Consider the following 13,024-nt stretch of genomic DNA (forward strand, 5'->3'; position numbering starts at 1 on the left):
GTAGGGTAGAAAGGCGCCTAGTTATAAAGCGCAGCCCTGATTGCGCGCCGGTCCACCAGTACGTTTGCACCCTCCCATCAGGCGAGATTGTCATGTGGCTTGGCGATGGCAAATACCGACTGCCGAATGGCTGCATCGCCGTGGCAGTGGCCCACAAGCGGCCCGTCGATTGATACGCAGGAACACTGCTTGCTGCTCCGCCCGTTCTTACAAGGAGGATTCGCATGTCAGACGATCTTACGAACCGAGGCCCCCAGGACCGTGCCCGGATCAACGTGAACGAAGACCACGAACTGCGCTACTGGACCAAAGAACTGGGCGTGAGCGAAGAGCGATTGAAGGAAGCAGTGAAGGCGGTCGGCGTCTCCGTCGGGTCAGTAAGAGAGCACCTTAGGAAATAGCTACGGCGTGCCACGCACGCTTTCGTAGGCCCTCTCACACGTCAGCCCTGCGATGCGGGCGCGGCCTACATTCTTACCAGCTTTTCTGCTCAGTTACTAATGCGACCGAGGAGCTCAAAGTGCTTACGATGCATCTCCTCCGGTAGCGAGGCAACAACGCCGCCCGCGCCATTAGGCCACACACGACCCTGGGCATAAAACCAAGCTCGCAAAAAAAGCCCCTTCCGAAACGGATGGGGCTTGGCCAGCCTCTAGGCAAAACAGCAAGAAAACAGCGCTACAGCATTTTGTCCCGGTCTTGCTCGGCCCTTGATGCACCAATTGCGGTCTCCACTTTCCTGACTTCTTCCGGAGGCGGTAGCACAGCGGGAAACCCGAGAGCCTCAATCCATAACTCTCGTGTCCACCCCATCGTATGGTAGAGATGGTGGTCCTCATCCTTCTCCACCGCTTCATGGGCCTTTTTTAGAATCTTCGCTTCCTTGCCTTTAAGCTTCTCCGCGACGAGGCCAATGAGCTCCCAGTTTTGATGATCCTTCGTCTCCGCCAAGACCACACATTCAGCGGCTGCGACCTGGGCCGCATCAGAGTCACCCTGTGACTTTGCCAACGAAATGGCCGCAACCAACGAGTCACCGTGATGCTTGACCACTTCGCGGCTCGGTACGGGCTTATCAGGGTCAAGGCCCAGTTCTTCAAAGACGGTAAGCAATACCTGTCGATGAGTCGTGGTTTCGTCGAGATAGCTTTGCCACTCTTTCGCCAAGTCTTCATTCGTCGCACAGGTTAGAGCGGCCGTGTAGACATTGATCCCCCCGATCTCGGTCTCCAACGCTTGATACAGCAAATCATGAATTCGAGCCATGTCACCGGTTTTGTTGGTCGCCATAGGGCTCCTCCTGAGGTTATGGGGGGGGTGGGCAATATGGCGCCACCCTCGCAGGTTTAATTACGGAGTCGGTTGATTTGAGGCCGGCGTGCCTACGGGTTCCTCCGGATCTAGTTCGTCCGACTCGCCCGGCTCATCGTCAGTGGTCGGCGACGACTCGTCGATCTCGTCGTCAGGAAGGCCCGATTTCTTGGGTTCGTAGGTTTCCGGCTGGGCAGGCGTAGTTGGAAGGGGTGTCGTCATTTGATTCACCTTATTCGGCCACATAGCCGAAAACAGAGCTTCGCAAGTAATGATCCCAAAAATCCGCGCTCGACGAATCCCAGCGCATTCCAAAGCTGCCCCGCCCCCTGCCCAGAAAGCGCGTACTGCGCTCGCGACGGGATCTTAGGCGCCTACGGCACGGGTGACGCGAGTGCGCCCACCGACCACCGGCTCGAGCGAAAGCGGCATCAGCGAGGTGCCCAAGGCGACTGCCGAGCATCACAGGCCGAAGCCATCCAAGATCTCTTGACGCAATTCTGATTGAAAATCTCCAACCTTAAGACCTGCAAAGGTTGTGCCAGATTTCGTTCCCTTCCAGCACCTGGCGACGCACCGGCGCCGGCGTCGAATCAACCTGTGCGGCAGAATCGAAATAGATCGGCCGTGCATGGTCACAATACTCAACGCCCACCCTGCCCGGGGCCGCGCACCCAGCCAGACTTGAGCCGATCAGAAACAGCATCGTCGTCCATACGGGCCACTTCATCTTCCACATTGCGTACCTCCTGGCGAGCGTTCTTCGCCTGTTCATTGATCTGCTCGTTGCGCTCCTGCCGCTCGACATGCCGACCAGTGGCTCGGCCCCGGTAGAACACGCTGACCAGCGCGCCCATGAAGAGACCGGCAAACAGCAGCCAGCCCTTCACACGTTCAAACCACATTTGCATTCCTGTCCTCCACTGCCGCGATAGCCTGGGCATACAGCGCTGGCCAGGTTTCCGGATGCGGCTTGCCGGGGCGCCAAGTGCGCAGATAAAGCGACCATGCGCCGTCGGCGTCACCAAGCGAAGGCAGGCGCTGGGGGTCGGTCCACAACAGCAGGCGCGCGAATGCTGCCGCCAGAATGTCGTCGTGCGCCAGCGAGTTGTACACGCCCGTCGAGGTAGGCTCCACATCCCGAATGGCGCACACTGCGCGGGCATCGGCCCAACTCGACGCATGCGCCAGCACACCGCGTACGCCGCCCCCGCGCTCGAATTGCCAAAACCCCACGGCCGGCCCTTTGATCTGCCGGCGGTGCACAAAGCGACTTTCCTGCAAGCCAATGGCAAGAAGCATCACGCGCGCTTCGCGGGTGTCTCGGGTTGCCGGTAGCAGCCCGAGCGCAGGCGCGATCGCGGTATCGATAACGGTCTTCAGATCCACAATCACCCCTCCCCACCAGGCCGCACGCCCAAGATCTTGGCGCGGACCTCGGCCACCCATTCAAGCAGCCCCTTCTGGCGCATGCTTGCCATCCATCGCATGTACGCCCCCAATACCCACCACGCGGGAAGCCCCGCCAGCAGCATGCTCGGCCCCAACACGTAGAACTTCGCCAGCAGCGCGTCATCGCTGCCCGCGCCGTGCTGCGCCAGCCAAATCATGGCGTCCATCAGCCCCGGCTTCCACGCGATCACCGCGCCGGCCAACGCCGGCCCAAACATGAACGAGCATGCGACGGTCGAAATCGTGCGGACGGTGAACTCGCGCGCCGACCTTGGCGGCATAATCAGCAGGCCAAGCATGGCCGCCAGCGCCGCCGGTACGCCATACGCCATCGCGACCTTCAAGGCGGCGAGGCCGCCCAGCCCCGTAGTACCTGGTTCCATAGTTGCACTGCTCCTGTAGACGGTGCGCATGATTGCCTCCCGTTTGGACGAAAAAAGGCCCGCACGCGGCGGGCATAGACAGAGTGAATTTAGATGGATCGTGTCAGAGCCAGCCTGACACATCAATAAACGAAACAGGGCAATTCCCCGCATAGCTGACAAACGAGTTCGAATACAACGGCGCCCACCCAAAAAAGCGCATGCGCCACTCCCCCATGTTCACGTGCAGGCCATTCGGCGTGGCCGACAGGTACTCGGTTTGAAGATTCGACGACCATCCGCCACCAGGCTCCGGCATACAGTTGTAGCCCTGGCGGACATATGAGACGTTGTAGGCGTACTTCGAAGTCGGCAGGCCCGCGTATGTCCATCCGTCCTGGAACGCAAGCCGATAAGCGTCAAAGTACTTGGGAAGATCGATCGTCTGCACGACGTTCATGGGCCGCGCAGTGCTCATGAAAATGTGCCGCCCGTCTTGAGCCCAAATGTCGATGGGGCCGCCGGTCCTCCAGGGTCGATCGAAGACGTAATACTCACACTGTCCACGGAAGCGAAACGTGAAAGAATTGCCGCTTCGACTCGTTGCGACCAGTGCGCCTAAACCCGAAACCGGGCGAATGAAGACGACCGGATCCAAGCACTCCAAGACCACATTATTAAAGCGCTCGCCCCCCGTAATTCCAGAGTGTCGCAAGAACAAGTTGATGTTCCGGCTGTCAACCAGGAGGTCGCCGCTTTGGTTGTAGAGCACCACCGCTGCATCGGCCATTCACCGCACCCCGTAAATTATCGTTGCGGCGACGCGCCCGCCGCTCGGCTGGTTGGGGATAAACCGCCAGGACAATGACCCGCCTACTCGGTTGATCATCGGCGCACTATCAACACCGTAGTCGCCGAAGAATTGCACCGCCATCCAGCCGTTTGCGTCCGCCAGTTCCGCCACGTACTGACTGCCATCGGAAGTGCCTGTTGAAAAACTACCCATCTGCCGCGCTACTCGTGTGTTGAAGTTGAAAAGCGATCGCCCCTGTTCATCCCAAATTTCAAGCGGTGCGATTGCCATATCATTCGCCTCCGAAACGCGCGCCTAGCACGCCGTTGGGGTAGTAATACCGCATCCCCTTGTTGTTGATTTCCGTGCGTGACCCATCCGCACTTTGCCCATTGAACTCAGCGACCCCAGAGCGAAAATTCAGTCGCAACAGAGGCCTTCCGCCATACCCGGTCGCATCAGAGTCCAGGTAGTCGCGGAACTTCGCCGACCCAATGGACGCATTTCTAACCAGCAGATCGTCCATGAAGACTTGGTTCCCCTGGACAACGAACGGCAGCGTGACATTTGCGCCGTTAGGGTGCATAACTGCGAAGCGGTCAGCGGCCACCAACACCTGGGATTCGACTACGCCGCCTGAGTTCTCGACGCCTACGCCAATTCCTGCGATGTAGGTTCGCCCCCCCGAGGTGGTTTGCGTCTTGATGCTCCACATGGCCGCCAAGTCGCCGTTCGTCTTGGCTATCGCCTGGCTGGTCTGTTCAACAGCCGAGAAGGCTTCGCCTGCCGCCCCCTGTGCGTCTTCCGCGACGGCCTGCACCGTATCTACCCTACGCCCGATCGCCTCATCAGCGTTGGCCAGCGCGGTGATCTGTGTCTGGATAGCCGCATTGGTTGTGTCAACCTTCGCGCTGACGGTGCTGATGGTCTCTGCCATCGCGTCGTTCTGCTCCTGCCGTGTGGTCGACTCCTGAGAAATTCGAGTCTCCAACACCGGGATCTTTTCAATCGGCGTCAGGAGGTCCTGGGCCAGCTGAGTTGGTGTGATCCTCCCCTTCAAGTACTCCAGAATTTCCCATGCGTCAGAACTGGATTGCCCCAACACGCCATTGCCGGCCGGGTAGCGCTCCCCAGCCACACCATTGCGATCGCGCAGGATTGCCCAGAAGTACAGCCGCGCTCCCGCCGAAAGACCCATAAGGGTCGCCGTGTCTTGCGGGAAAGCGTAGTCACCCAGCTTCTGGGCCGTCGAAAATGCCTGCGCTTCGCTGTACCAGATTTCCGTGCGCTCGATGATCGACGGAGACGTGGGCAAACCCCACTTCAAGCGGATGGCAAACACCAGGGCCGTGGCCGTCAAGCTTGTCACCGTCGGCGGCGGGGCCAAGATCCCGTCAAGTTGCGTCTGCGTGGACGATGCCCAGATGGAGGCAATATCCAGCGCATTGAGCGCCCGCACGCGGCACAAGAACGCACCGGCATAGATATTGGGAATCTCAATGCTGGTAGACCCTGTACGGGGCAGATTGACCCACTCGGAGTTGTCGCGCCGCCACTGCACTTCATACGCCACTGCATTCGCCGCCGGCTTCCACGTAAACACGGCGGTGTGGCTGGCGTATCCCTGATCAATCACCGGGTACGACGTGATTGTCACATCCGAAGGCGGCGGTTGAACACCGGGCGGGATAACGGTGATGGGCGCGGGGTCCAGGCGTGTGCCGAAGTCCACGTTGTCGAATTTCCCGGGCTCATGCTGTATGGCCGAGATTTCGGCAATCAGCCCGTCCTTGCGCTTCACACTGAGGACGCGGAAGCGCTGGGCCGAAAGCGTTTCCGATTCCAGCGTCCACACACATTCAGCCTCGGGCACCTCGGAAAACGGCGCCGTTACAGTCAAAACCAGGACCGTACCGGGCAATCCCACCATGTCGGCCGTCAGCTCGGTGGAATCAACGGTGAACGTCGTCATGTCAGCCGTCAGCCCCTGTCCGACCGCCGTGCTGATGATTCGGGTTTCCGACACGCCGCTGGGTAGGTTCACCGTCAGACGATCCCCAGGCCTCACACCCAGTTCTGCGTCTACCGTGACAACCGTTGCGGTCGCTTGTCGGATCCGCCCGCCGATACGCCGTCCGGCCAAGTGCTGATCGGCCACCCGAACGATGCTGCCCGGCCGTACCCGGCAAGCGTCCAGCCCGACCGCGAACGACACCGACCGCGTTTCCATCCGCGATGTCAGCAAAAGCCACTTGCCAACGCGATTAGCCTGCCCGCGAGACGTGCACCCGAACGCACTCACTTCGACCTGCTTAAGCCCATAGCGAGCCAGCGCTTGCCGGTCCTCCACGTACTCGACCTTCTGCCGGCCCATGTCGGACAAGTCGTTCCACGAAACCAGCGCCACCGTGTAGCGGGTATTGAGTGGCGACCCGACATAGTTGAACCGTCCGTCAATGACGTTTGCCGACGTGAAGGTGTATACCGGGTCACCCGGCATATCGGCCACCGCGAACACTGATCCGCTGGCCCAATACGCCATTCCCCGAAACGTTGATGCCAGATCCTGCAATACCCGAAAGGCGTCTGCGGCCGTCTGCAAGTAGGCGTTGCACGTGAACCGCGGCTCCTGGCCGCCGAATCCATCCGGCACCAGCTCGTCGCAATACCGGGCTATCTGGTACAGCCCCCACTTGTCCAGCCAACCGGCCGGAATGCGCTCGCCCAGCCCATAGCGGTCATTGCTTACCAGATCAAAGAAAATCCACGCTGGGTTGTCGGTCCAGGACAGCTTGAACGTGCCATCCCACGTACCAGTGTAGGCCCGGCTGTCGGCGTCATAGTTCGACGGCACACGGATAATCCGGCCCTTCCAATCGTATGAGCGCGTGGGAATGTTCTGGAACTGCGAAGCGTCAACCTTGATGCCCACAACCGCAGACATCGGATATCGAAGCTTCGCGTCTATCACCTCAGTGAACGCATCGACAAAAGTGCGGTCCACAATCGTGCTGCTCGCCGCGTTTGCCGTGATGCGCACAACACGAACAGACCAACCGGAGCGCGCGGCAGGTAAGTCGATACGGTGCGAGCGAGCGTATCGTTGCGTGGTCTTGCCGTCGAAGGCGCTGGCCAGTGCAAGCTGATACGCGCCTCCATCGGTGCTTACTTCGATTCGATACTCGACCCGGTATCCAGAAATGTCGCCGTTGCTCGTGTTCGCTTGTGAAAGCCCATTCACCGCCAGCGTAAGCCGCACTGCCGAAAGTTGGGTGTCGGTGAAGGACCGTACCCATGGGGTCGTAGCCGTCAGTTCAACGTTAACGCCGGTCGTGGTTTCGGACGCTGGAAAGCCCGGCAGCGGGTCTTGCGTTTGCGTTCCGGTCCGAAAGTCGATCGCGACGTTTTGAAAGTTGAGCGTTCCATCTTCGTTCGCGATGGGCGTCCCGTCCAGACGCACATCCCGCAATGCGCCACCCAGGCCGTGCGTGGGTCCGTACACCTCGCCTTCTGAAATCAGGTCGATGATCCGCGCGAAGGCGGTGCTGTGCAGACTGTCTGGCGACTCTTTCGGACTGCGCCCGCCGCCCCCGCCTTTGCCGCCTCCGAAACCGACCACCGGAAGGCCGCGCCCGCGAGCCGCGCCAGAAACAACAAGGGCGCCCGAAGGCGCCCTGTTGGCTCGATTGTGTTGCAGTGTCATATCTGGTCCTCGGCAAATATCCCCGCCGATATCACAGCGGATCCAACGATCATCCGGCCGTATAAAACCGGCACTGGATTACCTTGCGCACTGGTGTTGACCGCGCCATTGAAGTTGTACGAAGCCCCGTTCTCCGGGCTGTCCCGCGCGCTCAATCCTCGCTGTTGCGACGAAAGCAACTGCACGGAACCGCCTAGGGCCAGCGTCGCCCCCATACTGGTCATCATCGCCCACCCGGCCGTGGCGCCATAGGCGTTATAGGTGACCGCAGACACCACCAGAATTGCGGCGCCGAGAATCGTTTGAAATAGACCTGCACGTTTTGCGCCCGCTATTACCGGGGCAATCCGAATCGCGTCAGCCCCGACCTGTTTGTGCAAGTCGTCTTCGCCAATATTGTGCTTACCCAAAAAGCAGGCGTACCGCACCCCGTGGGCATCGCTTTCCGCCAGCGCACGCTCAAAGCCCGGCACAAGCACGCAAAGGGCGCGTATGGCCTCCGCTGCGCTGCTAACCGCCAGCATATGGATCCGTCCGAAGCGTGCGCCCAGCCGCCCGTACAGGCGAATCTCTCGCAGCTTTTCGTTCACGTCCCCCCCTTGTATCGCAGCACCAGCCGCGTGGCCTCGCGCCAGTAGCCCCCGTACACCACCCGTTCCGAATCACGCCCATACAGGTGATGGAGCATCGCGTCCGGCACTGGGAATAAATCGGATGCCTCGGTCAACGTCTGCGCGCCGATGAACACGCCGGAGTGATTCGCCCTGTCGGATCGGATCTGCATCAGCACCACGTCGCCGGGCGCCAGCTGCTCGCTGATGGTCAATGGCCTGAATCCCGCCTCGGCGTAATGGTCCATGTATAGATCCTCGCTCTTGCCCGCGTTCCACCAGCCGTCCTCGCGCGGGAAATCAGGCAGCACAATGCCACGCTCTCGTGCGTACCAGTCGCGCACCAGGCTGTAGCAGTCCAGGACGCCATGCGCGAACGGGCGCCCCAGCAACGGCGCGGCATAGCCCTCCGGCGCGAAGCCGACAAACTCGCCGGCCACCACTGCCCCGGCGTCATCCTTCGACACCGCGACAATGAACCACGGCAGGCCTGACGCCTCGCAAGCAACACGGTCGGCTTCGCTGGGTGTGACTGGCACGTCGGGGTGCGAGTGAATGACGGCGGTAATCCGCCCCGCCTCTTCCGCCGCCGCATAGTCCTGCGGGTCAAGGACGAAATGGTCCGTTCCCTCCGCGAGATTGCGGCACGGCCGGTAGGTTTCGCGGCGGTCGCGCACCACCACCAGCCCGCAGCACTCGCGCGGGTACGCCGCCATCGCGTGTGCCCGGATGGCGGCCATAGTCTTCTTGCGCATGTTTATCCCCTGATGCGGTCCGCTGACGGGAACCCGCCGAAGTTGATTACTTCGTATTCGCCGAACCGCTTCTTGCAGTCGGAAAGCAGGCCCGAACATCGATCCAGCGCCGGATCGGAAACCGGGTTTCCGTTGATGTCGAACATCCGCGATCCGGTGTAGGCACAGTACGTGCCGCGATAGCCGCCTTTCGTCAGCCAACCGCACACGCCCGCGATGATCTGCCGGCCCGGTAGCATCTGCCCGCTGAAGTCCAGCGCACTGGAAAGTTCGAACTCGACATACTCGGCGGTCTCGGCCGTCTTCTGCTGGACGATCCAAATTTCCGGCGGCAACTCTTCGTCTGGTGACGCCGTCGGGTTGCCGCCCTCGAAATTGCGCGCATCGAGATACTTGCCCAGCGTGCGGCGCACAACAACGCGCGCCCCCACTAGATCATCCAAAGCGATACAAAGTGCCGAGATCACGCCTGCGATGGGATTGCCATCAGCATCCTGCCCAATATTGCCGACGGACAGGGTCGGCGTGGGCTGTTGCCCTTCCCCCACCTGTTCGAACCCCTCGGCCTTGATGGCCCACGGGTCGTACTGATTGCCCTGCCACCAGATAGGCCCCACCTGCGTGTAGCCGTGAAAGCGTTGAAGCGAACCACCGATGCCGGTAGCGTCCAGTTCGAATAGGTCGACAAGACCCCCGACCTCCAGCTTCTGGACGTCTGCATAGATTCTCATAACGCCCCTTTAAGCCCGGATGCTTGCGGCCAAGATAAACAGCGCATCGATCTGCGCTGCCGTCAGCCCCAGCATGCCCGCGATTGCCGCAAGCATCTCGCTATCGCGACGGAATTCTTGCAGGTCGTCCCAGGCACGGCGATACATGGCTGGCGTGGCAGGATCAGCAAGCACCGCCTCGGCCCCCTCGAACAGCGACACTTCGCCGTGCGAGGTTTGCCACATGGCCTCGCGACCCTGGAAGCGGCTGACGGTTTGCGGGGCGGGCGGCGCGGGTTCCGGCGCGACATCGACCCATTGAGTAAACCGTAGTTCAGGTTGAGGGAAGCTGGAACAGCCTTGTTGCTCGCCTGTTGGGTCTATGTACGGCATAGATTAATCCTCAAACAAATCAACATAACCAATGACTTTAACTGTCGCGAGGATATCGTTCGGCCCCACCAAGAACGAGACGATCGGGTTGGGCACCCCATTCATAGGAACTTCCCATGAGCCGATACTATTCCCCGACGGTCCTGCCACTACGACGTACTGATACGCGGTATCCCGCCCGTTATTTCGGAAGCGCTGCAACAATGAAGCAGTACCACCGGTGGACGAGACGTACCCCGTCATCCGTACTATGTGCGCCACGTTAGGAGGTGTGTAAGTGGAAGGGGAGTACGCACCGTTGGCGATCAGCGGCGCGGTGCTCCACAGATCAAAGCTGGTATCTAGCCAGAATTCGTTTCCATACTGAACGTACTTCCAAAGCTCATTTGAGGCGTTGGTGATGCACTGCCCGATCCGACGATAGTGTGAATGCGTCGCGGGTCGATTTGCGCAGTTAAAAGTTGTGTCGAACGCAACGCACACCGCGCCGTCGCTGTTCCGGCGCAGCAAGAAAATGTAATACCAGGTGTTGGGCGTCCGCGCCCCTGTCAGCAGCCCATTCCCCGTAGCAGCGTGCGTGAACGCCCCGCTGCTTTGAACGGTCCGAGTGTTAGACGCGGACAGTTGCAAGCACGCTGCGCCGTCAGCAGACGCGCACATGCCCGGATAGACCGTGAGTGCGCTCACAGTAGACCATTCGGTTTTCAGACCTTGACGGTGCGTCGGGGTCGGGGGTGCCCACACGTACGACCCAACAGCGGCATTCCAGCGGTGGACACCCGAGCCGTCAACTTCGACATCGCCCGCGTCGGCCGTGGGCAACCACGCAGTACTAGAAACGGGGCTGATGATTTTCCAGGCTTGCCAGGTCGTACCGGAGCCAAAACGCTGAAAAATCCGGGGCTTAGCGGCGGCTGCGGGAACAACCACCGTTTGAATGATGTAGTCGGCCGCCGTCCAGCGTACATCCACGTACCCGCCGGACACGTTGGCGACGGGCGGTCCGTTGGTGCCCGCCGTGACTACCGTTCCTGACCGCCAGGTGTAGAAAGTGTTGTCGGCGGTCAGAGTATTGAAGTCAGTCGCAGCAGTCAGGAAGACGTGCGTCATTGCGTCGTCATAGCGCGCCAATTGCTGCCACAGCCCCCAAACCCCGGCCCCGCCGCCGAAGCGCACACGTTTGTACGTGCGCAGCACTCCGCCCGACCCGTTGCGCGTCGTGTAAGTCTGGGTGATTTGCTGGTTGGCCGACCCCGCCGCCACTTCTGCCGCTTCCACGAACAATGAGCCGGCCAGTTGCTCCGGCCAGTTCAAAACCGCCGTAGCTTGGGCGTCGGAATTGTTGTAGTACAGGCCGGGCGACGTCAGGTTATTGGCGTCGGTCCCCGCCGGGTTGGAGACGGAAAGGGGGAACTGCGTATTCGGGATGCGCCCGTTAGCGTCCAGCCTCCCCACTTCTACCCAATCCGTCCACGTGCTGTTAACCAGTGCCCGAAAGAAAAGGCGGTTTGAGTTCGCCGCGTGGTAAATCTGCGAACAACCCGTAGCCGCCGTGCCTCCGGGGTAGCCCGCCGAAAGAACCGAAAGGTACCCGGATTGCGCGACAGGGTAGTTTGTTCCCGCAGCGGCCGCCGCAGAACTGGCCTGTACCCACGTACCGCGCTGGGTGAGATCATTCAAGTTCACGCCCGAGGCAAGACCGCCTTGGTAGGTGTACGCGATCGTCGTATCAACGACCTCTTTCCAGTTCGACCACGTGGTACTGGTGACGCGCACGCGCCAAAACTGCTGCTGAATAGCAGGCGTTGCGTTGCGGGTCGTGAAAACCTGCAAGACCGGCGTACCCGTCGCCACAACTTCCAGGAAGCCCACCTGCGCCGTCGGGTAGCTCGCGCCGCCCGCCGTTGCGCCAGCGATCGATGCCTGGTACCAGACGCCGGGCGTAACGTAGTCGTTCAGCGTGTGCGTGGCCGTAGGCAGCACGGCTGCATACATGATGGGCGCTTGTTCGGCTGGAAGGTGCCCCGAGGAATCCAGCGAAGCTACACCATTCGCGGCCCCTTTCTGAACGAGAGGGATCGCAGCAGCAACTGCGGTGGACAGGGCATCGAGTTCCGCTTTCTTCGCCACTTCTTGCCAGTCGGACCAAACATTGGCGTAGTACGTGCGCCAGTATGTCGCCTGGGAACCGCCTGGGCCACTGCGGAACCGCGTGTAGAACTGATACAAGAAGTTCGTCGCCGAAGCGCGAACCAGCAAGAGCCCGGCGTAAGGCGTGGGATAGTGGGTGCCGGTCGTCGCGCCCACGTTGGTGTTCTGGTGGTAAGTGCCAGGTGCGATGAAGTCGTTCAGGTCGTGCGCGGATGTAGGCAGCGCCGTCGCGTAGACGATCGGCGCTTGCGCTGCAAGCAGCCGGCCGTTGCCATCGAGGCTCGCAAAGCCGTTCGCTTGGCCCTTCGTGTCCAGAACGCCTTGAATCGCGGTATTGAGCGCGGAGAAATTCAGATTGACTTTCTGCATCGCGTCGCGGAGCGGATCGCCCTTCTTATCGTTGGGGGCCAAGCCAACGTTGATAGTTTCGAGTGTCGGCATAGTCTTCAGGGAATGAACTTTTGTTTGAACGTGACGGACAACGTGAACCAGCCGCCCCCAAGGGGTACAGGCTGATATCCGTCGTCCATGAGAAACACAGCCTGCTTGCCCAGCGGCGGGGTCCAGAGGAACCCTTTGCAGCCGCCGTGACGATCCAGAAAGTCTTTGATCGGCGATATCTCTGCCTCAGTGCCGAAGAACTCCAAGGGCCATTTTTCGCTGCGCGAATTGATTCCGTCCTCGGCAACTTGCGCATACCCGTCACCAAACTGCGCGGTAAGCGTGCGAAAGCTGACGCTGCCCTGCGGATTTCTCCGAGGGCACCAGGTGAAAATTTCCATG

Annotated in this window: 15 protein-coding genes; 1 reads left to right on the forward strand and 14 read right to left on the reverse strand. The window is 60.6% G+C overall.

The annotated features are described in order from the left end of the window. Positions 1-224: 224 nt before the first annotated feature. Positions 225-401: a DUF3606 domain-containing protein gene (locus ACE04A_RS01735; protein WP_391442156.1), complete on the forward strand. Its 177-nt coding sequence runs from the start codon at positions 225-227 to the stop codon at positions 399-401. A 277-nt stretch (positions 402-678) separates the two neighbouring features. Here the strand turns inward: ACE04A_RS01735 and ACE04A_RS01740 are convergent, their stop codons facing one another. The 14 genes from ACE04A_RS01740 to ACE04A_RS01805 form a co-directional block, all read right to left on the reverse strand. Next, positions 679-1,290: a ferritin-like domain-containing protein gene (locus ACE04A_RS01740; protein ID WP_391442154.1), complete on the reverse strand. Its 612-nt coding sequence runs from the start codon at positions 1,288-1,290 to the stop codon at positions 679-681. A gap of 60 nt (positions 1,291-1,350) precedes the next feature. Continuing rightward, entirely contained in the window at positions 1,351-1,533 is a 183-nt protein-coding gene (locus ACE04A_RS01745; RefSeq protein ID WP_279993863.1) for a hypothetical protein, read from the reverse strand. A 422-nt stretch (positions 1,534-1,955) separates the two neighbouring features. Then, entirely contained in the window at positions 1,956-2,216 is a 261-nt protein-coding gene (locus ACE04A_RS01750) for a hypothetical protein (protein WP_279993862.1), read from the reverse strand. Beyond that, complete coding sequence (locus tag ACE04A_RS01755) at positions 2,206-2,700, reverse strand: hypothetical protein (protein ID WP_448716012.1); 495 nt, start codon at positions 2,698-2,700, stop codon at positions 2,206-2,208. The genes ACE04A_RS01750 and ACE04A_RS01755 overlap by 11 nt, the downstream gene beginning before the upstream one ends. Positions 2,701-2,702: 2 nt before the next feature. Continuing rightward, positions 2,703-3,146, reverse strand: coding sequence for a hypothetical protein (locus ACE04A_RS01760; RefSeq protein ID WP_346550891.1), 444 nt, complete (start codon positions 3,144-3,146; stop codon positions 2,703-2,705). A gap of 103 nt (positions 3,147-3,249) precedes the next feature. Further along, positions 3,250-3,915 (reverse strand): hypothetical protein, encoded by a 666-nt coding sequence (locus ACE04A_RS01765; RefSeq protein ID WP_448716011.1) that lies wholly within the window; start codon positions 3,913-3,915, stop codon positions 3,250-3,252. After that, a complete protein-coding gene (locus ACE04A_RS01770; RefSeq protein ID WP_279997728.1) occupies positions 3,916-4,209 on the reverse strand; it encodes a hypothetical protein in 294 nt (97 codons plus the stop codon). It abuts the gene before it with no gap. Position 4,210: 1 nt separating this feature from the next. Beyond that, positions 4,211-7,621, reverse strand: a complete 3,411-nt coding sequence (locus ACE04A_RS01775; protein ID WP_448716010.1) for a TipJ family phage tail tip protein — start codon at positions 7,619-7,621, stop codon at positions 4,211-4,213. Continuing rightward, entirely contained in the window at positions 7,618-8,211 is a 594-nt protein-coding gene (locus tag ACE04A_RS01780) for a tail assembly protein (RefSeq protein ID WP_448716009.1), read from the reverse strand. Before ACE04A_RS01780 ends, ACE04A_RS01775 begins: the two co-directional genes overlap by 4 nt. Continuing rightward, complete coding sequence (locus ACE04A_RS01785) at positions 8,208-8,987, reverse strand: C40 family peptidase (protein WP_448716008.1); 780 nt, start codon at positions 8,985-8,987, stop codon at positions 8,208-8,210. Before ACE04A_RS01785 ends, ACE04A_RS01780 begins: the two co-directional genes overlap by 4 nt. Before the next feature lie 2 nt (positions 8,988-8,989). Continuing rightward, positions 8,990-9,718: a phage minor tail protein L gene (locus ACE04A_RS01790; RefSeq protein WP_448716007.1), complete on the reverse strand. Its 729-nt coding sequence runs from the start codon at positions 9,716-9,718 to the stop codon at positions 8,990-8,992. A 9-nt stretch (positions 9,719-9,727) separates the two neighbouring features. Continuing rightward, positions 9,728-10,090: a hypothetical protein gene (locus tag ACE04A_RS01795; RefSeq protein ID WP_448716006.1), complete on the reverse strand. Its 363-nt coding sequence runs from the start codon at positions 10,088-10,090 to the stop codon at positions 9,728-9,730. A gap of 3 nt (positions 10,091-10,093) precedes the next feature. Continuing rightward, positions 10,094-12,682 (reverse strand): pyocin knob domain-containing protein, encoded by a 2,589-nt coding sequence (locus ACE04A_RS01800; protein ID WP_448716005.1) that lies wholly within the window; start codon positions 12,680-12,682, stop codon positions 10,094-10,096. 5 nt (positions 12,683-12,687) lie between these two features. Beyond that, entirely contained in the window at positions 12,688-13,023 is a 336-nt protein-coding gene (locus ACE04A_RS01805; RefSeq protein ID WP_448716004.1) for a phage tail protein, read from the reverse strand. Position 13,024 lies beyond the last annotated feature (1 nt).

Source organism: Achromobacter colocynthidis, from assembly GCF_057334535.1.

Coding starts and splice junctions, on each gene's coding strand:
- ACE04A_RS01735 (WP_391442156.1), top strand. CDS start 225: ATGTCAGACGATCTTACGAACCGAGGCCCCCAGGACCGTGCCCGGATC.
- ACE04A_RS01750 (WP_279993862.1), bottom strand. CDS start 2,216: ATGTGGTTTGAACGTGTGAAGGGCTGGCTGCTGTTTGCCGGTCTCTTC.
- ACE04A_RS01760 (WP_346550891.1), bottom strand. CDS start 3,146: ATGGAACCAGGTACTACGGGGCTGGGCGGCCTCGCCGCCTTGAAGGTC.
- ACE04A_RS01790 (WP_448716007.1), bottom strand. CDS start 9,718: ATGAGAATCTATGCAGACGTCCAGAAGCTGGAGGTCGGGGGTCTTGTC.
- ACE04A_RS01740 (WP_391442154.1), bottom strand. CDS start 1,290: ATGGCGACCAACAAAACCGGTGACATGGCTCGAATTCATGATTTGCTG.
- ACE04A_RS01795 (WP_448716006.1), bottom strand. CDS start 10,090: ATGCCGTACATAGACCCAACAGGCGAGCAACAAGGCTGTTCCAGCTTC.
- ACE04A_RS01785 (WP_448716008.1), bottom strand. CDS start 8,987: ATGCGCAAGAAGACTATGGCCGCCATCCGGGCACACGCGATGGCGGCG.
- ACE04A_RS01745 (WP_279993863.1), bottom strand. CDS start 1,533: ATGACGACACCCCTTCCAACTACGCCTGCCCAGCCGGAAACCTACGAA.
- ACE04A_RS01775 (WP_448716010.1), bottom strand. CDS start 7,621: ATGACACTGCAACACAATCGAGCCAACAGGGCGCCTTCGGGCGCCCTT.
- ACE04A_RS01765 (WP_448716011.1), bottom strand. CDS start 3,915: ATGGCCGATGCAGCGGTGGTGCTCTACAACCAAAGCGGCGACCTCCTG.
- ACE04A_RS01770 (WP_279997728.1), bottom strand. CDS start 4,209: ATGGCAATCGCACCGCTTGAAATTTGGGATGAACAGGGGCGATCGCTT.
- ACE04A_RS01805 (WP_448716004.1), bottom strand. CDS start 13,023: ATGGAAATTTTCACCTGGTGCCCTCGGAGAAATCCGCAGGGCAGCGTC.
- ACE04A_RS01800 (WP_448716005.1), bottom strand. CDS start 12,682: ATGCCGACACTCGAAACTATCAACGTTGGCTTGGCCCCCAACGATAAG.